This is a genomic window from Corynebacterium sp. HMSC036E10, from assembly GCF_001836265.1.
Taxonomy (GTDB): Bacteria; Actinomycetota; Actinomycetes; order Mycobacteriales; family Mycobacteriaceae; genus Corynebacterium; species Corynebacterium coyleae.
Genome location: NZ_KV827992.1, coordinates 70623 through 93098 on the forward strand (window position 1 = coordinate 70623; position 22476 = coordinate 93098).

Sequence of the window (22476 nt, forward strand, 5' to 3'; positions counted from 1 at the left end):
TGCGGCGGGTCATTACTCGTTTCACACTCAAAATTGGTTTTCGTCCCGACTCACATGGAAAAGGAGAGCCCGGAACCATGCTGCGTTATATCGGGCGGCGGCTGCTCCAAATGATCCCCGTCTTCTTCGGGGCCACTCTGTTGCTTTACGCCCTCGTGTTCCTCATGCCGGGCGACCCCGTACAGGCGCTTGGCGGAGACCGCGGCCTGTCCGAGGCCGCCCGCGCCCGCATCGAAGCGGAATACAACCTTGATAAACCATTTATCGTCCAATACCTGCTCTACATCAAGGGCATTTTCATGGGCGATTTTGGCAAGACCTTCTCCGGCCAGCCCGTCGCGTCGGTGATGGCTAACGCGTTCCCGGTGACCATCAAGCTCGGTTTGATGGCGCTGGCGTTTGAGGCTGTGTTCGGCATCATCTTCGGCGTGATCGCCGGTGTGCGCCGCGGCGGTGTCTTCGACTCCACGATTCTCGTCGCATCGCTGATCGTCATCGCCGTCCCGTCGTTCGTGATCGGCTTTGTCATGCAGTACCTCTTCGGCGTGAAGTGGGGACTGTTGCCTGCAACGGTGGGGCGCAATGAGTCATTTGAAGCGTTGCTCATGCCTGCGATCGTGCTTGGTGCGCTGTCGTGCGCGTACGTGATCAGGCTGACGCGTCAGTCCGTGAGCGAAAACCTTCGCGCAGACTACGTCCGTACCGCGCGAGCTAAGGGTCTGAGCGACGGTACCGTGATGACTCGCCACGTGCTTCGCAATTCCATGATCCCGGTCGTGACTTTCCTTGGCGCTGACCTTGGTGCGCTGATGGGTGGCGCGATTGTGACCGAAGGCATCTTCGGCATTAACGGTATCGGTGGCACGATCTACCAGTCGATCATTAAGGGCGAGCCCGCGACCGTCGTGTCGATCACCACTGTGCTGGTGATTATCTACATCGTTGCCAACCTCATCGTTGACCTGCTTTACGCAGTACTCGACCCAAGGATCCGCTATGACTAATTCCATTCCACAACCTGAAATGTCGGCTGATCGCACGATGGCCAATGCTGGGGTGCTGCGCGGTCAGGAATACTACGTCGCAGAGACCGATGAGACTGGCCTCGGCGCAGTTGATGCTGTGCCGGATGCCGGTACACCCACCAGCCAGTGGGCTGAAGCTTGGAACTACCTGCGTCGCAGGCCGCTGTTCTGGTTCTCTGCAGTATTGATCCTGCTTGCCGTCACCGTCGCTGTGTTCCCTGGTCTGTTCACCAGCGTCGATCCGCGCGAGTGCATGCTGTCGCGCTCGCTGAACGGGCCGACGGACGGGCACATCTTCGGCTTTGACCGTCAAGGCTGCGATATTTACTCGCGCATGATGTACGGTGCTCGCGCATCGGTTACGGTCGGCGTGCTGACTACACTGATCGTGACCGTGCTTGGTGGCCTCATCGGTGCGATCGCCGGTTACTTCGGCGGCATCTGGGACACACTGCTGTCGCGTCTGACTGACATCTTCTTCGCGGTGCCGCTCGTGCTGGCCGCGATCGTCGTCATGTCCATGTTCCAGAACAAGCGCTCGATCTGGATGGTGGTATTCGCGCTGTCCATGTTCGGCTGGACTCAGATCGCCCGCATCACCCGCGGTGCAGTGATGGGGATTAAGAACGACGAGTTCGTCACCGCCGCCCGCGCGGTGGGGGCGAGCGACTGGAAGATCATCACCTCCCACATCCTGCCGAACGCCGCGGCGCCCGTGATCGTGTACGCCACGGTTGCGCTCGGCCAGTTCATCGTGGCCGAAGCGACCCTGTCCTTCCTGGGCATCGGTCTGCCGTCCACGGTGGTGTCGTGGGGTGGCGATATTTCGGCTGCGCAGGCGTCGCTACGCACCCAGCCGATGGTGCTGTTCTACCCGGCAATTGCGCTCGCACTGACGGTGCTGAGCTTCATCATGATGGGCGACGTTGTGCGCGACGCCCTTGATCCGAAGGCGAGGAAGCGATGACCACCGCAATCGGTAAAGACAACAACACTGGCGCGCCCGATCCGCTGCTTGAGGTGACCGACCTCCGCATCACGTTCGAGTCCTCCACGGGTGTGGTTGAGGCTGTGCGTGACTTCGATATGACGATCTACCCGGGCCAGAAGGTCGCGATCGTGGGCGAGTCCGGTTCGGGCAAGTCCACCTCTGCCATGGCGGTGCTCGGCCTGCTGCCTGGCACCGGCAAGGTCACTGGCGGCTCGATCAAGCTGCGCGGCGAGGAACTGACCAATCTCGATGAGAAGGGCTGGCAGAAGATTCGCGGCAACAGGATTGGTCTGGTGCCGCAGGATCCGATGTCTAACCTGAACCCGGTGTGGCGTATCGGTACCCAGGTGGAGGAGTCGCTGAAGGCGAACAACATCGTCGAAGGTTCCGAGCGCCACCAGCGCGTCATCGAGTTGCTTGAGCATGCAGGCCTGCCGGACGCGGAGCGTCGTGCGGGCCAGTTCCCGCACGAGTTCTCCGGTGGCATGCGCCAGCGCGCACTCATCGCGATGGGCTTGGCTGCGAACCCGGAGCTGCTCATTGCCGACGAGCCCACGTCTGCCCTCGATGTGACTGTGCAGAAGCGCATCCTGGACCACCTTGAGATGCTCACCCAGGAATCCCAGACCGCGCTGCTGTTCATCACCCACGACCTGGGGCTTGCAGCAGAGCGCGCTGACCACCTGCTGGTTATGCACCGCGGCCGTGTGGTTGAGCGCGGACCGAGCCTGGATATTTTGCGCAACCCGAAGCACCCGTACACCCGCAGGCTGGTTAACGCGGCTCCGTCGCTGGCAGCCGCGCGTACGCACGCTGCGCTGAAGGATGAAGACATCACGGTGGCCGAGACCAAGCCGGAGGATGTCGTCATCCGGGTGGATAACCTGGTCAAGGAGTTCGACGTCCGTGGCCAAAAGGGTGCGAAGAAGACACTGCGCGCGGTCGACGAGGTGTCCTTCGATCTTCGCCGCGGCACCACGCTTGCGCTGGTGGGTGAGTCTGGCTCCGGCAAGTCCACTGTGGCCAACATGGCGCTAAGCCTGCTTGAGCCGACCAGCGGCACCGTGTACTTCGAGGGCCGCGACATCTCGGAGTTAAACCGCAAGGAACTGTTCAAACTGCGTCGCAAGATGCAGGTGGTGTTCCAGAACCCGTACGGTTCGCTCGACCCGATGTACTCGATCTACCGCTGCATCGAGGAGCCGTTGCGCCTGCACAAGGTGGGCTCGCGTAAGGAGCGCGACGCTCGCGTGGCGGAGCTGCTGGACATGGTGCAGATGCCGAGGTCCGCGATGCGTCGCTACCCGAACGAGCTCTCTGGCGGTCAGCGTCAGCGCATCGCGATTGCACGTGCGATGGCGTTGGGCCCGGAGGTCATCGTCCTCGACGAGGCGGTCTCGGCCCTCGACGTGCTCGTGCAGGACCAGATTCTGCAGTTGCTCAAGGGCCTGCAGGCCGAGATGAACCTGTCCTACCTGTTCATCACCCACGACTTGGCTGTGGTCCGCGAGACCGCAGACGACATTGTGGTGATGCGCCAGGGCAAGGTTGTGGAGCAGGGGCCGGCGGATGCGATCTTCGCCGACCCGCAGGCGGATTACACCCGCAACCTGATCGATTCCGTGCCGGGTCTCCACATCGAGTTGGGGCGCGGCTAGGAGCATAAATGCTTATCGACGACGCCACCGCACCGATGCGGGACGTCGTCGATAAGCATGTCTGGGGCGTGTTGTAGCATCGCCTCCGAGAACTGAACACACACGGGTGCTGCATTCGCAGCTGAGATGCCTTCGGGCGGACCGTTGAACCTGATCCGGGTAATGCCGGCGATAGGAAGGAAAGCACATGACTGTGCCTGTTAAAAACAATTCTTGGCGTGTAATCGATATTGTCACCGCCGCCGTCCTCGGTGTGGCGTGTGGTCTGCTGTTTTGGGTGTGGAACAGCGTTGGCTACGCAGGGTTTAAGGCGCTGGATACGCTCACGCCGGGCCTTGGTGGCCTGGTCACCGGTATCTGGTTCACCGGCGGAGTGCTTGGCGGGCTGATCATCCGCAAGCCTGGCGCAGCCGTGTTCGTCGAGGTCATCGCGGCGTCGGTTTCAGCGTTGATCGGCAGCCAGTGGGGCATTGAGACGCTCTACTCGGGCCTTGCACAGGGTCTTGGCGCAGGGCTGATCTTCCTGCTCTTCGCGTACCGTCGCTTCGATCTGACGGTGGCAATCTTGGCCGGTATCGGCTCCGCTGTCGGCGCGTTCATCCTCGAGCTGTTCCTGTCGGCGAACCTGGCGATGAGCCTGCAGTTCAACATCATCTACCTGACCTGCATGGTCATCTCCGGCGCGATCCTTGGCGGCGTGCTGTGCCACTACCTGGTCAAGGCACTCGCGAAGACCGGTGCGCTGGACCGCTTCGGCGCAGGCCGTGAGCGTTTCAACCAGGCTGCGTAAATGACGCTGGCGATTCGTGCTCGAGGGTTGACGTACCAGCACGCCACGCGTCCCCAACCTGCGTTTACTGGCGTTGATCTCGACGTCGAGCGCGGCGAGCGCATCCTCATCTCCGGCGACTCTGGTTCCGGCAAGTCCACGTTGCTCGCGGTCATCGCGAAACTTATCGACGACTCCGAGGACGGCAGCAAAACCGGCATCCTCGAGGTCAACGGCACGGTAGGCATGGTGCTGCAGGACCCGGAGGCGCAAACAATCCTGTCGCGCGTGGGCGACGATGTCGCGTTCGGCGCCGAAAATCTTGGGGTGCCGCGCGACGAGATCTGGCGCCGCGTGGAGGCCTCCCTGGGCGCCGTCGGCTTGGACCTGCCGCTCGATCACCCCACGTCACGCCTGTCCGGTGGACAGAAGCAACGCCTTGCACTGGCCGGGGTGTTGGCCATGGGAGCGGATATTTTGGTGCTCGACGAGCCGACCGCGAACCTCGACCCGCGTGGCCGCGACGAGGTCATCAACGCCGTCGACCGCGTCTGCAAACGCACCGGTGCGACCCTGATTGTGGTGGAGCACCGCCCCAAGCACTGGTCGCACGTGGTGGACACCTACTACCGCTTGGATGCGGACGGTCTTCGCCGCATTACAGAGGACGAATTACCGCAGCTACCCGCGCTGCCACCGACAAAGCAGGTGCCTGCTGGCACGCCGGCTGCGGTATCGACACAGAACCTGCTGACACGCTTCGGCCCACCGCGCACTGTGTACGCTCCGGAGGGCTTTTCCACCGTGATTACGGGCGAGAACGGTTCCGGCAAAACCACCCTCGTACAGGTGCTTGCCGGGCTCACACCGCCGAAGCAGGGGCGGGTGGAGTATTCCGACACCATTCGGCAGGGGCTGACGAAGCCGTCAATCGAGTGGGCATCGGCTGATCTGGCGCAACGCATCGGGTATGTGTTCCAGGAACCGGAACACCAATTTGTCACTGCCACCGTGCGCGAGGAGATGGCACTGTCCGGCGCCCCGCAGGAACGTATCGACGATCTCTTGCGGCGCCTTCGCTTAACCCACCTTTTCGACGCCAACCCGTTTACACTCTCCGGCGGGGAGAAGCGTCGGCTTTCGGTGGCCACAGCGTTGGTCAACGCGCCGAAGCTGCTTATCTTGGACGAGCCGACCTTCGGCCAGGATGATCGCACCTTCGTCGAACTCGTCGGCCTGATCCGCGAACTCACGCACAAGGGCGTCACGGTCATCTCGATCACCCATGACGAGGCGTTTATCGCATCGCTCGGCGACCACACCGAGCACATCACGGCAGGGGAGAGGTAGCCATGAACCTGCTGGCAAACATCAACCCCGTCACCCGCATTCTCGGCTTGGCGCTGCTGACCACGCCGCTGATGTTCACCGTGGACTGGGTTTCCGCCACCGTTGTGCTCGCGTTCACGCTGCTCATGGTGCCGTTGTGCGGGTTGAGCTACGGACGGTTTTTCAAACGCGCGGTGCCGATCTTCATCGTCGCGCCCCTGGCTGGCATTCCGATGGCACTCTACGGCCAGGCAGGCGGGGAGACGTACCTGAACTGGGGCTTGGTTCACGTCACGGAACTCTCCGTCTCCCTGGCTGGTGCGATGGTGCTGCGCGTGCTCGCCATCGCGCTGCCGGTAGTGCTGCTGTCCGCCGACGTTGACCCGACCGATCTCGGTGACGGCCTTTCCCAAGTCCTTCGCCTGCCCGAGCGCTTTGTCATCGGCACCGTTGCGGCGCTTCGTATGCTCACACTGCTTCGCGACGACCTGGACGCCATGCGTCGCTCCCGCCGCGCCCGCGGCATCGCAGACCAGGGCAAGATCAAATACTGGTTCACGTTGTCATTCGGGTTGCTGGTGATGTCGCTGCGCCGCGCCGGAAAGCTCGCCACCGCGATGGAGGCCCGTGGTTTCGGTGGACCGACGAAACGCTCCTGGGCCCGAGAATCCAAACTGCGCAGCCGCGACTGGGGCGTCATGGTTGTGTGCCTTGGCGTGGCGCTCGTTGCACTTGGCATCGCGTGGCTCACAGGCGACCTGCGCCCAGTGTGGTCAGTGCGATGACCTACACCCTGCTCATCGATGGCCCATCTGGCTCCGGCAAGACCACCCTGGCCAACCAGATCGGCGACGCGCTCGGTATCCGGGTGGTGCACCTCGACGATTTTTACCCCGGTTGGTACGGCCTCGAAGAAGGCGCGGCGATGGTCGCCCGCGACGTGCTGCACCCTGCGAGGCCAGGGTTTTGGCGGTGGGATTGGATCAATCACAAACGCGCGGAATGGGTGGCGCTCGACCCTGCAGAGGATCTTGTGGTGGAAGGGGTTGGGGCGGTAACGGAGTCGTCGATAAGCGCTGCCCGGGCTCGTGGAACGGTGAACACCATCCGTGTGACCGCCGATCTAGTAACGCGAAAAACCCGGGCCCTGCGCAGGGACCCGGGCTATGCACCCTGGTGGCAGATGTGGGCAGCGCAGGAGAAGAAACTGCCGACACTGCCCGTCGATGTGACTGTTAGGAGGTAACCTCCTCCGGCTTGTACACCGTGCGCACGCGGGAGCGCTCCGCATCTGGATCAGGGATCGGAATTGCCGACAGCAGCGCCTTCGTGTACGGGTGCTGCGGGTTGTCGAAGACGTCGTCGGTCTCGCCGAACTCCACAAAGTCACCCTTGTACATCACGGCCACGCGGTCCGACAGGTGGCGCACCACCGACAAATCGTGGGCGACGAACAGGTAGGACAGGCCAAGTTTGCGCTTGAGCGAATCCAGCAGGTTGATCACGCCAGCCTGGATGGATACGTCGAGCGCGGACACCGGCTCGTCGAGCACAATCACCGCAGGGTTCGTCGCAAGTGCACGCGCCAAACCGATGCGCTGACGCTGACCGCCAGAGAAGTGGCCAGGGAAGCGGTCTAGCTGCTTCTCGTCCAGGCCCACTGTGCGCATGAGCTCAGAGATACGGGCATCCTTGTCGCCCTCGTAGCCCAACGCATCCAACGGCTCTTGGATGATCTCCTTGACCGTCATACGCGGATTCAGCGAGCTCATCGGATCCTGGAACACCATCTGAATATTGCGACGTGCTTGACGACGATCCGACGCACTCATCTTCGCCGCATCCTTGCCACAGATCACGATGCGGGAATCACCCTGTGGATCCAGGCCCATGATCTCTAGCAGGGTCGTGGTCTTACCGGAACCGGACTCACCCACAATGGCCATGCACTCACCGGCGCGAACATCGAAGGAGATGTTCTTCACAGCCTCCACGGTGCCGATGCGGCGCTTCACCAGCGCGCCCTTGGTCAGTGGGAACGCACGGTAGAGGTTCTCTACCTCGAGGGTGACTTCGCGCTCCTCGCGCGGGATGCCCGCGAACTTGTTCTCCGGCAGGACAGGTGCGGGGAACAACGGCTTACCGTCGAGAGTGCCGTTTTCAATCTCATCGTGGCGTACGCACGCAACCATGTGGTTCTCGTCGCCCTTGTTCGGCACCAGCGGCGGCTCCTGCGTCAGGCAGGCCTCGGTGGCGATGGGGCAGCGTGGTGCGAACTGGCAGCGGTCGGCGACGTCGATGAGCATCGGCGGGTTGCCGTCAATGAACGTCAGCGGCTCGTTCGACGGCTGATCCACACGTGGAGTGGAACCCAGCAGACCCACTGAGTACGGCATCTTCGGGTTGCCGAAAAGCTGGTGGACCTCGGCGCGTTCCACCGGTCGGCCGCCGTACATCACCAGCACGTCATCGGCGGTGCCTGCGACCACACCCATGTCGTGGGTAATCATGATGCAGGCAGCGCCGGTCTCACGCTGCGCCTTCTTGATCACTTCCAGAATCTGAGCCTGGATGGTTACGTCGAGGGCGGTGGTGGGCTCGTCGGCAATAAGCACCTTCGGGTTGTTCGCAATCGCAATTGCGATCACCACACGCTGACGCATGCCGCCCGAGAACTCGTGCGGGAAGGAACGCAGGCGCTTCTTCGGCTCGGGGATACCCACCAGGTCGAGCAACTCCGCGGCACGGTCCATCGCCTTCGACTTAGAGATGTTCGTGTGCGCCTGGATGGCTTCCACCAACTGCGTGCCGATGTCGTACACCGGGGTCAGAGCGGACAGCGGATCCTGGAAGATCATGCCGATACCGTTGCCACGAATCTTCGACATTGCGGCATCCGACTTGCCCAGGAGCTCCTCGCCCTCAAACTTCACAGAACCGGTGACCTTGGCGTAATCCGGCAACAGGCCCATGACAGCGAGAGAGGTGACGGACTTGCCGGAACCTGACTCGCCCACGATGCCGAGGGTACGGCCTGGGAGGAGATCGAAATCCACGCCTCGCACCGCGCGGACCACACCGGCTTCCGACGGGAACGACACGTTGAGGTCGCGTACCGAAAGCACCGGGGAACCCGAGTTGTTGATGCTGGTTGTCATGCTGCAGAACCTCCAGAGTTCGAGTTCGGGTCGAGTGCGTCACGCAGACCATCGGCGATGAACGCCATGGACACGGTGAGCAAGGTCAGGACGAGGGCAGGGAAGTAGAACTGCCACGGAGCGGTCACCAGGGTTGCGGTACCAGACTGCAACAACGTACCCAGGGACACGTCCGGAAGCTTCACACCGAGGCCCAAGAACGACAGGGCGGTCTCAGACATGATCGTGGACACGATGCCCAACATCAGCTGGATAATCAGCAGCGACGCGACGTTCGGGATGATGTGGCGCACGATCGTCTTGGAGTTGGACACGCCCATGAACTTGGCGGCACGCACATAGTCGTTTTCGCGGATGGACAACGACAAGGACCAAATCACACGTGCTGAGTACATCCAGCCAAACGCGATGAGCACGACGGTGAGCACCTTCCAGTCGCCGCCCGAGCCGGATACCAGCAGGGCGATGATGAGGAACGTCGGCACAGCCAGCAGGAAGTGGATCACTGCCAGCACAATCTTCTCCAAGCTTCCGCCAAACAGGGCAGCACCTGCACCGACAATCGCGGAGATCACCGTCGTGGCAATCGATGCCGGCACAGCGATCGACAGCGAGCGACCGAGGCCGTGCACCACCTGTGCAAACAGGTCGTTGCCGGAGTCAGTAGTGCCAAACCAGTGCTCGCCGGAAGGTGCGACGGACAGGTTCATGAAGTCCGGGTCGTCGTAGCTCCACGGTGTCATGAACTTGCCAAAGAGCGCGAGCAGTACCATCAGGAAGAAAATCACCAGGCCGACAACCGCGGCCTTGTTACGCATGAAGCGGCGCAGGTAAATCTTCGACTTACGCGTTGCGCGCATCGTCTGCTGATCTTCGACGCTGTCGCCCTGCTTCGGCTGGATCGGGCGCGTGTTCTTGTCTTTACTCATCACGCCGTCGGCCTGGCGGCCGGTCTCAGAGATGGCGGTCATGTCGTTGACCGGCATTGCGGCGTGCAGCGCCAGCTCGCTCGAGGTGGCGTGGGCGCGGGGGTCACTGAGCTTGCGGGATGTACCGCGTGGTGGCTTGTTTGTCATGGCTGTGATCTCCTTAGCTCACGCGCACGCGCGGGTCGAGGGCAACAACGATGAGGTCGGCCAAGATAGCGGACACTGCGGTCATTGCGGCACCGAATGCGGCCACAACGACGACACCGTGGACGTCGTTACGCGCAATCGTTTGGATGAAGTACTGGCCCATGCCTTGCCAGGCGAAGATGCGCTCCGTCATCACGGCACCGGTGAAGATGCCGGGCACCGAGAACGCCACCGAGGTAGCAACCGGAATTAGCGAGGTTCGCAGCGCGTGTTTGCGCACTGCTTGCGCCTTGGTTAGGCCCTTCGCGCGGGCGGTGCGGACGTAATCGGCGTTCAAGTTATCCAACAGCAGTGTTCTCTGCATGAAGTGATAGCCCGCATACGAAATGATCAACAGTGACAAGGTGGGGAGCACGAGGTGTTGGGCGTAGTCGACCATCTTCGGGAAGAACCCTTCAACGCCCGGGTTGGAAGCACCGGTGACGTAGAAGACGCGCTTGCCGGTCCACTCGTTGACCTTCAGACCGAACCACACCACGGCGATCGAGGCGACGACCACGTGAATGTTCATCGTGATGATCGAGATGCCCTGCCACATGCGGTCGGCGCGCTTGTACTGGCGCGACGCAGTGTACACACCGAGGGCGACACCGAGGAGGATCGACAGCAGGGTGGCAAACAGGGTCAGCTGCGCGGAGACCCAGATGCGGTAGGAGACTTGTTCATTGACGGAGTCGCCGATCGGGGATTTACCCCAGTCCCAACGCGTCAGGACGCCAGTAAGCCACGTCCACCAACGCTCGAAGATTGGTGTGTTTGGGTTCAAGTTCAACGGATCGAGCAGTGCATCGATCTGCTCTTCTGGCAGAGGTGGTCGGCGGCCAAAGTAGTTGGCGCGGGGATCGAGGAAAAAGCTGGCGAGAAAAAACGTGAGGTTGGTGGCAAGAAAAACAATCAAGCCCCAGCTCAGTGTCTTCCGGATCAGGTATCGAAACATAGTGTCTCTCAGTTCCGTGGTGGGCGGACGGGGGAGTTATTGAGAAAGATTGGAAGCCCGCCCAGCGTGGGAATGCTGGGCGGGCTCGCACTCAGTTCGTGGATTTCACGTGCGTCGAACCGTTACGGTTACTTCGCCCAGCCCACGTTCTCGATCGGGAGGATCGCAAAGGAGTTAGCACCGAAGTTTGCCAGGCCCTTCTTCACGGCGACGATGGCCGGGCCGTTGGCGTACGGCATGATGCCGTACTGAGCCAGGGCTTCCTTCTCAAGCTCGTTTGCGCGCTTGATCTGCTCGTCAGCATCCGGGAGCTGCTGCAGTTCCTCAATCTTCTTGTCCATCTCCGGGGTGCCGGTGCCGGACTTGTTCAGCTCGGAATCGGACTTGTAGATCTGGCCGAAGTACGCCACACCGAACGGGTCGGAGGAGCGGAAGCCGGACATGAACAGGTCGAAGTCGCGCTCGGAGACGACCTTGGAGAAGTCGGAGCTCGGACGCTCCTCAACCTGGACGTCGATGCCAATGTTGCGCAGCATTGCCTGCAGGGCAGTGGTGGTCGCCTGGATCATCGGGGAGTCACCCAGGGTGACGTAGCGCACGGACAGCGGGTTGGACTCGTCGTAGCCTGCTTCCTTGAGCAGCTCCTTGGCCTTCTCCGGGTCGTACTGGATGACCTCGCCGAAGTTGTCCTCGTAGCCCGGCTGGGTCTGGTACAGGTTGAACGAACCTGGCAGATCCTCGGTGTAGCCGAGGCCCTGGAAGCGGATCGCGGCGAGCTGCTCGCGGTCAACGCCGCGCATGATGGCCTCGCGGACCTTGATGTCGTCCAGGCCCGGGGCGGTGGAGTTGATCGTCATCAGGTAGTTCGCCGGGTTCAGGGCGGTGCGGATCTCGATGGAGTCGCCCATCTCCTTCGCCGTTGCCAGACGGTCACGGGAAGAAACGCCGGTTGCGTCGATCTCGCCTGCGCGGAAGGCGTTCAGGGATGCCTGGTCTTCCATCTGGCGGTAGGTGATCTTGTCCAGCTTCGGCTTCTCGCCCCACCAGTTCTCGTTCGGGACGAAGGAGGCGGTGCCGCCTTCGAAGTCAACGTTCTCAACCTTGAACGGGCCAGCGCCCCACTCCGGGTTGACCTTCTTCAGGTAAGCGTTCATGAACGTGTCCGCGTCCTTGACCTGCGGCGGCACGAGGGTGCCGAAGAGGCCCTCCCACCACGGGTATGCCTGCTTGAAGGTGACAACGGCCTGCTTGTCGTCCTCGCCGCGCTCGACGGACTCGATGAGCTCGTAGCCGTCGGTGGAGTTGACCTGGACATCCGGGTTGGAGCCGTTGTTGAACTTGAAGGTGTTCTCGAAGGCGGTCCAGTCAAGCGGGGTGCCGTCGTTGTACACGGCGTCCGGGTTGATGGTGTAGGTGACCACGGTCTTGCCGTCGACGGTCTCATCCTTCACGTCGGTCAGATAAGCCGGGTTCGGGTGATAGGTGCCGTCGCCGTCGAAAAGCGTGAGCTGCGGGTTGTACTTGCTCCAGATGGTGTCCGTGTAGGACGTCATGTTCGCGTGGAACACGTTCTGCTGCTCAGCAATTTCGGTAATCGCGAGAGTGAGCTCGCCGCCATCCTGGATCTGGTCGCGCTCGAGCGGGTTGTAGTCACCGGCAGCGTTGACTTCGAGCTGCTCGCCCGAGTTGTCAGCGTCCTTGGAGTTCGCGGAGTCCTGTCCGGCCTGGTTTGCGGTGGTCTCTTCGGTTCCGCCATCCGAGGAGCAGGAGGCGAGGACGAGGGACAGGGAGGAGAGTCCGGCGAGAGCGGCGACACGGAGGCGTTTGCTCATGGTCTGGGTCCTTTCAGTGATCGTCCGTACGCAGAGAACTTTGCGACGGTTGCCCGTGTTTGGGCGGTACGACGAAATGGGTATTTCGACGACCCCTGCACCACGATTGGGCCCACCAAAACTTGAAGCTCAGGTGAACACGACGTAATCAGGTTGCACAAAAACTTACATGAAGTGTTAGGCAGTTCACAGTGTTTGTGAAAAGTAATTTACGGCGAAATGCACGCTGCCTCACAGGGCTATGACAGGAATGGGTGTTTCTGCACGCTGATAGGCATCTGTAGCCATCGCAACGCTTTCTCAGCTTCTTCACGGATCGTGAATGTTATTCGCATAAAACGACCCCACCTGCGGGGTGCAGGTGGGGTGCAGTACGGGAATTGGGGTGTTATGCCACAGGAGTTAACTCGACTTCGTCCGCCCACGTCAGTTCAATACCCAGGGCGCGCAGCCACTCCATGGCATCGTCGCCGTGCCGAGTAATGCCCTCAACGGCGTTGAGGGTGACGTCCATGGCCTTCTCTGCCTCCTCGGCAGTGATCAAGCCTGCAGACGTCGCGGCTGCGAGTTCGTCGATATCAAGCACGTCGATCGGGTTGCCTGTCAGCGACACAATGTCGACGTACAGGTCGCGTGTGCGCCAGATATCGCCATCAACGTCAATGTCGGCGATGTCGAAGTAGAAGTCCTGATCGCGCTCTGCGCCCTCGCGGTAGTGGAAGATGTTTACCCGCAGGCCGAGTTCCGGCAGCAGCCAGCTTTCTAGGTAGCCGAACTCGGGGTGATTCGCCCCGCGTGCCATGTAGAGGCCAAAGTCGGTGACCTGGTACGTGTCTACCTCGCGCAGGAATCCCTTTGGGTCCGTGTTGATGTTCGCGGACGTGTCAAAGGTCTCTTGCTTTACCGGGTGTAGGTCGACGGTCATCGGTTACCTCACGTTGATCGAAGCGGCGGTCGGGGCAAATGCGCAGGTCTTGTCGGTGGTGCGTACTGCACCGTCGACGACTGCGAGGACGCGGCCCTTGCCTGTGTTCGCGGTGGCGGACAGGGTGGACGGTCCTGTTGGGTTTATCCCGTTGTTATCTAAAGGTGTTACGCCGGTGCGAAAAGTGTTGAGGTTAACCCAGTACACCTTCATGAGCCCCTGGTCCTTGGCGGCGGCCGGGGTGCCCAGTGCGGTGAATACAAACGTGGTCTGTCCCGCGCCTGCGCCTGGCGCTGGTGTTTTGGTCGGTCCCGGTACCGCAATTGCGGACGCGGTCGAGTGCAGCCCCTTGCCCATGCAGTGCCCGGAGACCGTCGGCCAGGCGAACTGCGTGAAGGCCGGGGCGTCCTCTGGCAGTGGAGGGCCGCCGAGCTCGCCGGTACCAGCGAAGAAGTTCACGGCGGTGCGAAGCGCGTTGCCGACCTGTTCCGGCACCTGTGGTTGGTCCGCGAACGCGTGAACTCGGGCGACGGTCTCGGGGGTGGGGCGGCCAAGGCTATCGAGCGGGTTCGATGATTTGGCATGAGCCATTTGCGTATCGACGACACCGGCTACCAGCATGCCGGCAGCGCAAACCGCCGCGACGGCGGAGCGTGCAAAAGATCGGGGAGTGCGCACGGCTGTCCTTTATTACATAGGGGCCACGGACATTAACTCAAGCAACATTAGTCACATAAGTAACAGCGTCAAGTGGAAACCGTTGATTTTGCAAGGAAAATTGCCGGGAAACTCCAGGCGTGCCCACAGTTACACCTGATTACGATTGTGAGCACGGGCACATTTAAGGCCTGTGAGAACGTGAGATCCGTTGTCCCCAACACTGAAAGGACTGATCGCAATGGATACCCAGACGTTCACCACCAACCTGTCACTGCAAGAGATTGAGCAGCGGCTGTCCGGACTGGACAAGTTCAACGTCAAGGACAAAACCGCCAGCGAACTGGCTGTCAACGTCGGCAGTGCACTGAAGTTCCGTCTTATCGGTGTGTATTTGAATAAGGACTACCAGGCGCCGCTGGCTATCGATGCCGCAGATAACGGCGATGGCACCACCACCGTCGAGCTCTCCGCGCGAGGGACGGAAGGGGCTGTCATTACTACTGGAACGGCCGAACAGTTTTTTAATGACGCGTTTGCAGAGCTCCGCGCCACGTTGGAGGGGTAGCGGAGAGGTGCGCTCAACTTAGCTGGGGAGTATCGTGTAACCGTTATTTCCGACAATGTAAAAGGATCTGTTGAGTGTCGCACCCTGAATTTCGCAACGTAGCCATCGTCGCCCACGTTGACCACGGCAAAACCACCCTGGTCAACGCCATGCTGGAGCAGTCCGGCGTCTTCGGCGACCACGGCGAGCACGGCGACCGCGTGATGGACTCCGGCGAGCTCGAGTCCGAGCGTGGCATCACCATTTTGGCCAAGAACACCGCCATCCGTCGCGCCGGTAAAGGCAAGGACGGTGCGGACCTGGTCATCAACGTTATCGATACCCCGGGCCACGCCGACTTCGGTGGCGAGGTCGAGCGCGGCCTGTCCATGGTTGATGGTGTCGTGCTGCTGATCGATGCTTCCGAAGGCCCGCTTCCGCAAACCCGATTCGTCCTGGGCAAGGCCCTCGAAGCGAAGAAGCCGGTCATCATCTGTGTGAACAAGACTGACCGTCCGGACGCACGTATCGACGAAGTCGTGGAGGAAGCACAGGACCTCCTCCTCGAACTCGGCGCTGGCCTGGAGGACCCGGAGGCTGCAGAGGCTGCTGAGAACCTCCTCGAGCTGCCGGTGCTGTACACCTCAGGCCGTGCAGGCCGCGCGTCCCTGGAGAACCCAGGCAACGGCAACCTGCCGGACAACGAGGACCTGCAGCCGCTGTTCGACGTTATTTACGACGTCCTGCCGGAGCCGTCCGCTGAGATCGACGCTCCGTTCCAGGCACAGGTGACCAACCTGGACTCCTCCTCCTTCCTGGGCCGCATCGGCTTGATCCGTGTGTTCAAGGGCTCGGTAAAGAAGGGCCAGCAGGTCGCATGGGTCCACTACGACGAGGACGGCAACCAGCAGGTTAAGAACGTCAAGATCGCTGAGCTGCTCGTCACCGAAGGTCTCGACCGTGTTCCGGCTGAAGGCGACGTTGTCGCAGGTGACATTGCCGCTGTCTCCGGTGTGGAAAACATCATGATCGGTGACACGCTGTGCGATCCGGAGCACGTCGAGCCGCTGCCGCGCATCGCCATCGACGATCCGGCAATTTCCATGACCATCGGCGTGAACACCTCGCCGATGGCTGGCCGTAACGGTGGCGACAAGCTCACCGCCCGCATGGTCAAGGCTCGTCTGGATCAGGAGCTCATCGGTAACGTCTCCATCAAGGTGCTGCCGACCGAGCGTCCGGACGCGTGGGAGGTCCAGGGCCGTGGCGAGATGGCGCTGACCGTGCTGATTGAGACGATGCGTCGAGAAGGCTTCGAGCTCACCGTTGGCAAGCCGCAGGTAGTGACCAAGGAGATCGACGGCAAGACCTACGAGCCGTACGACCATATGATCATCGACGTCCCGTCGGAGCACCAGGGTGCCGTCACCCAGCTCATGGCAAACCGCAAGGGTCAGATGACCGCAATGTCCAACGCGGGTTCCGGCGATTGGGTCCGCATGGAGTTCGACGTCCCGTCGCGTGGCCTGATCGGTTTCCGTACGACCTTCCTCACTGAGACCCGTGGTGCCGGTATTGCCAACTCCTACTCGATCGAGCACCGTCCGTGGGCCGGCGAGATCAAGGGCCGCCCGACCGGTTCGCTCGTCGCCGACCGTTCCGGCCAGGTCACCGCGTACGCCCTGCAGCAGCTTGCAGACCGCGGCGATTTCTTCGTCGAGCCGGGTGCCGAGACCTACGAAGGCATGGTCGTTGGTGCGAACTCGCGCGACGAGGACATGGACGTCAACATCACCAAGGAAAAGAAGCTGACCAATATGCGCTCCGCCACCGCGGATGCGACTGTCACGCTGCAGAAGGCCCGTACCCTCTCCCTGGATGAGGCCATCGAGTTCTGTGACGAGGACGAGTGCGTCGAGGTCGCCCCTGAGGCGATGCGTGTGCGCAAGCTCATCCTGAACGCTACCGAGCGTGGCCGTGCCCGCTCCCGTGCGAAGCAGAAGAACAGCTAGCCTGTTCTTCATGCAGCCTCCTCGATCGCGCCGCCCAGCCACCCGTGCTGCGGCGGCGCTTTCCGCGCTTTGCCTCGTCGCGTCGTGCTCGGCGAACCCGGGCCCACCGCCGCTCGTTGAGCCGGAATCCGCCCAAAGCGAGACATCTGGCGTATCGACGACACCTTCCGACGACAACCCGCGCCGCAGCGACCGCACCCAGGTACAAGTGGGCGTCGACCCTGTACGAGGAGGCTTTAACCCGCACCTGATTGCGGACGATTCCTCGACGGTGCGTGCCATCGCAGACCTCACCCTGCCTAGCGCATATGTGGGCACGAGCCCGAACAGGGACCTGCTGGTGGGGGTTTCAACACTGCCGACCTCGCCCGCGGCCCAAACCGTGCGCTACGTCATCGCACCGGAGGCGCAGTGGTCTGACGGTACCCCGATTACCGGATCCGACTTTGCCTACCTGTGGCGCGGGATGGTGACCACCGCCGGAACCGTCAACCCTGCGGCCTACCGGGCAATTCAGGCGATCCGCATTTCTGGTCAAGGCGGCAAGGTCGTCGATGTGGACTTTGAGCGCCCCGTGGCCAACCGCGAGGAGCTCTTTGCCTACCTGCTGCCGTCGCACCTGTTCGCCGCTGACGCCAGCGATTTCCCGTTCGCACTGCGCAACATGGTCCCTGCGTCTGCCGGGCGTTTCCTCATGGCAGATGTCGGCCGGGCCCGCGGCACGGTAGTGCTGAATAGAAACGACAGGTTTTGGGGTACTGAGCCAGCAAGCGTGGACATTTTGACGCTGACCGCCGCGCGCGATACAACACAAACCGCCGACCAGTTGCGCTCCGGCCAGCTCGCGTTCGCCGACGTCACGCCGCAGGAAACCACGGAAGAGGTCTTTCGCCGGGTGCCGGGGGTGGAGGTGCGCGAGGCGTCGTCGTCACGCGTGCTTGGCGTCGTCATCTCCGCGACAAGCGGGCTCGACCAAGCAATGCGCGAGCAAGTGCGATCGCTTATCGACGTCCCCCTGCTCGCCCACATCGCCGCCGGCCGCAGCACCAACCTGGCCGTAGCAGAGCATGCGTTCACGCCGGGGGAGAAGGACACCGCAGCGCTACGAGCGCGCACCGTGCCCATCCGCGTCGGGGCGGATGCGATGGACCCGGCGGCGGCCGCTGCGGCGCGCACCCTTGTCGACATCCTCAACGGCGCCGGCATTCCCGCAAAACTCACCTCTACCGACGCGACGACGCTCGCCGGGCGCAGCCTGCCATCGTCGGAAGTTGACCTGGCAGTGGTGTGGCAGCGCAACTCCACGTCCATGACCACGCTTGCCAGCCGCATGGCGTGTCCGTCCAAAACTTCGCGTGCTGGCAACCTCTCCGGCCTGTGCTCCGTGGGCAACGAAGCGCTCGCCGGGCGAATCCTGGACGGGACCATGAGTGCGACCGAGGCCCGAGCAGCCGTGGCCGAAGCCGAAGAGCGCGACGCCGTATGGGTGCCCATCCTCAACGAAACACGCATCGCAGCATCCTCCGGTGGCGTCGCCATCCCAGGCGTCTCCACCTGGCCCGGGGGTATCAGCGACGCCGCCCGCTGGCAACTGGCCGATACAGTAGGCCCGACACCGAAGGAGAAACCATGACAACGCGCGACCTCACCGGCTACCGAGTAGTGGCCGTCCACGCCCACCCTGACGACGAAGCCATCACCACCGCAGGCGTCATCGCCGATCTGACCCGACGTGGCGCCGACGTCCTCGTCGTCACCTGCACACTCGGCGAAGAAGGCGAAGTTATCGGCGAGCCGTACCAGCACCTCGTCGTCGACGAAGCCGACCAGCTAGGCGGCTTCCGCATCGGCGAACTACGCGAGTCGTTGGCCGCCATCGGCGCGCGCGGCACCTTCCTCGGCGGAGCTGGCCGCTTCCGCGACTCCGGCATGGCCGGCTCGCCCGCAAGCCGCAACCCGCGCGCTTTTGTCAACTCCGGCGACGCCGCAGTAGCCGAACTCGCCGCGATCTTCGACGCCGAGCGCCCCCACCTTGTCATCACCTACGGCCCCGACGGCGGCTACGGCCACCCGGACCACATCCGCGCCCACGAAATCACCCACACCGCCGCCGAACGCGTCGCTATCCCGCGCATCCTGTGGGCCGTGCGCCTCGCCGAAGAAACCGCAGCGCTTACGCCCGAGACCGCCCCCGACGGCTGGCGCCTTGCCCAACCCGGCGAACTCGACGGAGTCGCCACCTCCGACATCGCCGTCTCCCTTGACGACCACGCCTACAGCGCCAAAATCGCCGCCATGCGTGCCCACGCCACCCAACTCTGGATCGCCGACGGCCGCACCACCGACGTCAACCCCCACGCCGCCATCGCCCAAGGTCCCGTCGTCTACTACGCCCTGTCCAACCTCATCACCCAGCCCATCCAACGCGTCGAACACTTCCAACTCGGCGCAGGCACGCCACTTCACGACGACGCCACCCACGTCCTATCCGGAATCCCCAAATGAGCCACCCCGTCATCCGAACCGAATTTTCACGCGGGGAAGCCATCGCCGGCATCACCTGGCTGAGCGTCGGCGCCCTCGGCTCGCTCATCCTGGAAGTGGCGTACCTGAACTGGTTCTGGGTCATCATCGCAGCGGTGTTTAATGCGGTGTTGGCGAAGACGGCGCGGCTGTGGTCGTCGAAAAGCATGATTGTTCCGCTTGCCGTCTGGGCAGCAGCACTGTTCGCCTCCATGGTCATCCTCCCTCCAACCGGGTGGACCCTCGCACTCCTTATCGCGGGGCTAGCGGGAGGCGTTTGGCCACTACTCAAGGCGAAGTGACATACTGTTTCCCATGACTTACGTGATTGCTCAACCGTGCGTCGACGTCATGGACCGCGGCTGCGTCGAAGAATGCCCCGTTGACTGCATCTACGAGGGCAAGCGCATGCTCTACATCCACCCCGACGAATGCGTCGACTGCGGCGCCTGCGAACCTGCCTGCCCCGTCGAAGCCATCTTCTACGAAGATGACACCCCCGACGAGTGGAGTGAATACTACGACGCCAACGTCGGCTTCTTCGACGAACTCGGCTCGCCAGGCGGCGCCGCCAAGACCGGCCCACAGGACTTCGACCACCCCTTCGTCGCAGCACTGCCGCCGCAGAACCAGGACTAAACCGTGGCACGCACCCCACTCGGATCACAGCTGCCCGACTTCCCATGGGACACCATCGCCGACGTGCGCAAGCACGCCGCATCCCATGAGGACGGCCTGATCGACCTTTCCGTCGGCGGCCCCGTCGACCCAGTCGCCCCGTCCATCCAACTCGCACTGTCCGAAGCTGCCGCAACGCCCGGCTACCCGCAAACCGCGGGTACGCCGGAACTGCGCGAAACGATCGTGGCCTCCCACGCCCGCCGCTTCGGCATCGCAGGGTTGACCGAACGCTCCGTGCTGCCCGTGATCGGGCTCAAAGAAGCCGTCGCGTGGCTGCCCACATTGTTGGGCCTGCGCGGCGAGAAAGTTGTGATCCCCGAGGTCGCGTACCCCACCTACGAAGTCGGCGCGCTGATGGCAGGCTGCGAAGTTATTCGTTGCGACGACCCCGCCACCGCACCCCGCGACGCCGCCTTCGTCTTCATCAACTCGCCGTCGAACCCAACCGGCGCAGTCCTTGGCGTCGAGCAGATGCGCGCCTGGGTGGAATTCTCCCGCGAAACCGGCGCAATCATCGCCTCCGACGAGTGCTACCTCTACCTCGGCTGGTCCGCCGAACCGGTATCCATCCTGCACCCGTCCGTCACCGACGGCGACAACACTGGCCTGCTCGCCCTGCATTCGCTGTCCAAGACGTCCAACCTGGCGTCGTATCGCGCCGGCACCATCTCCGGCGACGAAGCCCTAGTGCAAGAACTTCTGCTTATCCGCAAGCACTCCGGCCTCATCGTGCCCGGCCCAATCCAAGCCGCCATGGTGGCCGCCCTCGGCGACGACCTGCACGAACAAATGCAGCGCACTACCTACGCCACGCGCCACGCTGTGTTGATGAAGGGCCTTAAAAACGCAGGCCTTACTATCGACGACTCCGATGCCGGCCTCTACCTCTGGGTCCACCACGACGGCATGGATTCCCGCGAACTCCTCAACTGGTTCGCCGACCACGGCATCCTCGGCGCCCCCGGCGACTTCTACGGCCCCGCCGGCGCCCAACACGTGCGCATCTCGCTCACCGCACCCGACGAGCGCATCGAAGCGGCAGTCGCCCGCCTAGGAAACACCGTTGACTAACCCCACTCATCCGTCGCCGGCCGCCGGCGACCAACACGCCGCCGCGCCCGAAAGCGGCAGCACTGCCGTACGCCTCGTTGCCGGGCTGCGCCAATTTTTGCGCTTCGGCATCGTCGGTGGCTCCGGCGTGCTCGTCAACTTCGTCGTGTTCTACCTGGCCAACAAAGCCCTAGAGAACGGCTTTGATCTGCACGCCAACGACGTGTTCATGCAACTCGGCTCCACCCGTTGGAACATCCGCTGGTACCACCTCATGTCCACCCTGGCGTTCCTCCTGGCCAACACGTGGAACTACCAGCTCAACCGCTCCTGGACATTCCGTGGGGTGCACGCGCGCTCCTGGCTGCGCGGGTTCTTCCCCTTCTTGGCCACCGGCGCGCTCGCGTTCGCGGTGTCGCTGACATGCATGACGTTGCTCATGAACCCGACGACTCCCATCGGACTCTCCGATTCACTTTTCGACGACTCCACCGGCCTGCGCACCAAATCCTACTGGGCCCAAGCCATCTCCACACTGATCGCGATGCCGGTGAACTTTGTCATCAACAAGGTCTGGACCTTCGGAAAACCGAAAACGCCAAAAACCGTCTAACCAGTGGTTTGTGGAATTTGGTGTTGGAGTTATCCACAATTTTGCGGTGGGTCTTGTGCGGTGGTTGATCGCTTCGTAGCGTTTATGTCATGGCATTTGTAGACCTTCTCGGCTTCCGGCTTTCGGACATCGCCGACTTCGACCGCGACACAGCCCTTGCTGCCGGGCTGAACCCGTCGCGCATCCGAGAATGGTCACGCGTACACGACGTCTACTTCGGGACGACGAAATTCACGCGGAAACAATCCGACGCACGCCACATGGCAGCAGACACACCCTTGGATCAGTTGTGTTTGATTGAACGCAAACTTGCCGTGGTTGAGGATGCGGCGAAGCGTTGGCGGTTGCGTTTTACCCTGCTGAAGTTTCAGGGCCGCTTCGATGCGCTCTCGCGCTATGCCGATCAGGTTATTGATGCGAAGAAACCCGCGCCTGAAAAACAAGTACGGTTTTCTCGTGCTCGCGAAGGGATGGCCACGCTGCACTTGACGCATTCGGCACGCAATATTGCTGATATTGAGCACACGCTGCGTGGGCTGATCGATACGGAACTGCCACCAGCCGGCCAGATGGCTGATGCGCTTATGGGTATCTTGCGCGGTGATGGCGACGGTGGTGGGGTGCCGCATGCAG

21 protein-coding genes, 1 pseudogene and 1 riboswitch are annotated in these 22476 nt (G+C 62.3%); of the genes and pseudogenes, 16 read left to right on the forward strand and 6 right to left on the reverse strand.

The annotated features are described in order from the left end of the window. The first annotated feature begins 77 nt into the window (after window positions 1-77). The 7 genes from HMPREF2736_RS09670 to HMPREF2736_RS09700 all read left to right on the forward strand — a co-directional run bounded on the left by HMPREF2736_RS09670 (window position 78) and on the right by HMPREF2736_RS09700 (window position 7018). Complete coding sequence (locus tag HMPREF2736_RS09670) at window positions 78-1004, forward strand: ABC transporter permease (protein WP_070421623.1); 927 nt, start codon at window positions 78-80, stop codon at window positions 1002-1004. A gap of 37 nt (window positions 1005-1041) precedes the next feature. Continuing rightward, window positions 1042-1992, forward strand: coding sequence for an ABC transporter permease (locus tag HMPREF2736_RS09675; protein ID WP_070421663.1), 951 nt, complete (start codon window positions 1042-1044; stop codon window positions 1990-1992). Further along, window positions 1989-3674 carry an ABC transporter ATP-binding protein gene (locus HMPREF2736_RS09680; RefSeq protein ID WP_070829503.1) on the forward strand — a complete coding sequence of 562 codons (1686 nt, stop codon included), beginning with the start codon at window positions 1989-1991 and terminating at the stop codon, window positions 3672-3674. Before HMPREF2736_RS09675 ends, HMPREF2736_RS09680 begins: the two co-directional genes overlap by 4 nt. Before the next feature lie 92 nt (window positions 3675-3766). Further along, window positions 3767-3870, forward strand: a riboswitch (TPP riboswitch). Beyond that, window positions 3862-4464, forward strand: a complete 603-nt coding sequence (locus HMPREF2736_RS09685; RefSeq protein ID WP_070421621.1) for an ECF transporter S component — start codon at window positions 3862-3864, stop codon at window positions 4462-4464. (Overlaps the previous riboswitch by 9 nt.) Then, complete coding sequence (locus HMPREF2736_RS09690; protein ID WP_070829504.1) at window positions 4465-5793, forward strand: ABC transporter ATP-binding protein; 1329 nt, start codon at window positions 4465-4467, stop codon at window positions 5791-5793. Window positions 5794-5795: 2 nt separating this feature from the next. Further along, window positions 5796-6557, forward strand: coding sequence for an energy-coupling factor transporter transmembrane component T family protein (locus tag HMPREF2736_RS09695; RefSeq protein WP_070829505.1), 762 nt, complete (start codon window positions 5796-5798; stop codon window positions 6555-6557). Beyond that, window positions 6554-7018: a nucleoside/nucleotide kinase family protein gene (locus tag HMPREF2736_RS09700; protein WP_070829506.1), complete on the forward strand. Its 465-nt coding sequence runs from the start codon at window positions 6554-6556 to the stop codon at window positions 7016-7018. Before HMPREF2736_RS09695 ends, HMPREF2736_RS09700 begins: the two co-directional genes overlap by 4 nt. Here the strand turns inward: HMPREF2736_RS09700 and HMPREF2736_RS09705 are convergent. The 6 genes from HMPREF2736_RS09705 to HMPREF2736_RS09730 form a co-directional block, all read right to left on the reverse strand. After that, window positions 7008-8930, reverse strand: coding sequence for an ABC transporter ATP-binding protein (locus tag HMPREF2736_RS09705; RefSeq protein WP_070829507.1), 1923 nt, complete (start codon window positions 8928-8930; stop codon window positions 7008-7010). The genes HMPREF2736_RS09700 and HMPREF2736_RS09705 overlap by 11 nt on opposite strands. Next, on the reverse strand, window positions 8927-9916 hold the full coding sequence (locus HMPREF2736_RS09710) for an ABC transporter permease (protein ID WP_141761635.1): 990 nt from the start codon (window positions 9914-9916) through the stop codon (window positions 8927-8929). Before HMPREF2736_RS09710 ends, HMPREF2736_RS09705 begins: the two co-directional genes overlap by 4 nt. A 103-nt stretch (window positions 9917-10019) precedes the next feature. Beyond that, window positions 10020-11003 carry an ABC transporter permease gene (locus HMPREF2736_RS09715; RefSeq protein ID WP_070421616.1) on the reverse strand — a complete coding sequence of 328 codons (984 nt, stop codon included), beginning with the start codon at window positions 11001-11003 and terminating at the stop codon, window positions 10020-10022. A 128-nt stretch (window positions 11004-11131) separates the two neighbouring features. Then, complete coding sequence (locus HMPREF2736_RS09720; RefSeq protein ID WP_070568596.1) at window positions 11132-12835, reverse strand: ABC transporter family substrate-binding protein; 1704 nt, start codon at window positions 12833-12835, stop codon at window positions 11132-11134. Window positions 12836-13223: 388 nt separating this feature from the next. Then, on the reverse strand, window positions 13224-13760 hold the full coding sequence (locus tag HMPREF2736_RS09725; RefSeq protein ID WP_070614087.1) for a ribonuclease FAU-1 family protein: 537 nt from the start codon (window positions 13758-13760) through the stop codon (window positions 13224-13226). 3 nt (window positions 13761-13763) lie between these two features. Then, window positions 13764-14381 carry an Rv1157c family protein gene (locus HMPREF2736_RS09730; RefSeq protein ID WP_224213884.1) on the reverse strand — a complete coding sequence of 206 codons (618 nt, stop codon included), beginning with the start codon at window positions 14379-14381 and terminating at the stop codon, window positions 13764-13766. A 277-nt stretch (window positions 14382-14658) separates the two neighbouring features. Between HMPREF2736_RS09730 and HMPREF2736_RS09735 the strand changes: the two genes are divergently transcribed. The 9 genes and pseudogenes from HMPREF2736_RS09735 to HMPREF2736_RS12435 form a co-directional block, all read left to right on the forward strand. Then, the gene (locus HMPREF2736_RS09735; protein ID WP_070452725.1) at window positions 14659-14985 is read left to right on the forward strand and encodes a hypothetical protein; all 327 of its coding nucleotides are present in this window, start codon (window positions 14659-14661) and stop codon (window positions 14983-14985) included. A 74-nt stretch (window positions 14986-15059) separates the two neighbouring features. After that, window positions 15060-16976: a translational GTPase TypA gene (typA, locus tag HMPREF2736_RS09740; protein ID WP_070484497.1), complete on the forward strand. Its 1917-nt coding sequence runs from the start codon at window positions 15060-15062 to the stop codon at window positions 16974-16976. Window positions 16977-16986: 10 nt separating this feature from the next. Then, a complete protein-coding gene (locus HMPREF2736_RS09745; RefSeq protein ID WP_070771217.1) occupies window positions 16987-18609 on the forward strand; it encodes an ABC transporter family substrate-binding protein in 1623 nt (540 codons plus the stop codon). Further along, window positions 18606-19481, forward strand: a complete 876-nt coding sequence (mshB, locus tag HMPREF2736_RS09750; RefSeq protein ID WP_070829508.1) for an N-acetyl-1-D-myo-inositol-2-amino-2-deoxy-alpha-D-glucopyranoside deacetylase — start codon at window positions 18606-18608, stop codon at window positions 19479-19481. The genes HMPREF2736_RS09745 and mshB overlap by 4 nt, the downstream gene beginning before the upstream one ends. Continuing rightward, a complete protein-coding gene (locus HMPREF2736_RS09755) occupies window positions 19478-19801 on the forward strand; it encodes a hypothetical protein (RefSeq protein ID WP_070829509.1) in 324 nt (107 codons plus the stop codon). The genes mshB and HMPREF2736_RS09755 overlap by 4 nt, the downstream gene beginning before the upstream one ends. Window positions 19802-19814: 13 nt before the next feature. Then, window positions 19815-20138 (forward strand): ferredoxin, encoded by a 324-nt coding sequence (gene fdxA, locus HMPREF2736_RS09760; protein ID WP_070421608.1) that lies wholly within the window; start codon window positions 19815-19817, stop codon window positions 20136-20138. Between the two features lie 3 nt (window positions 20139-20141). Then, window positions 20142-21251, forward strand: coding sequence for a succinyldiaminopimelate transaminase (dapC, locus tag HMPREF2736_RS09765; RefSeq protein ID WP_070829510.1), 1110 nt, complete (start codon window positions 20142-20144; stop codon window positions 21249-21251). An 85-nt stretch (window positions 21252-21336) separates the two neighbouring features. Continuing rightward, the gene (locus HMPREF2736_RS09770; RefSeq protein ID WP_070421660.1) at window positions 21337-21843 is read left to right on the forward strand and encodes a GtrA family protein; all 507 of its coding nucleotides are present in this window, start codon (window positions 21337-21339) and stop codon (window positions 21841-21843) included. Window positions 21844-21932: 89 nt separating this feature from the next. Then, window positions 21933-22476: pseudogene (locus HMPREF2736_RS12435) on the forward strand (hypothetical protein); the annotation flags it as partial.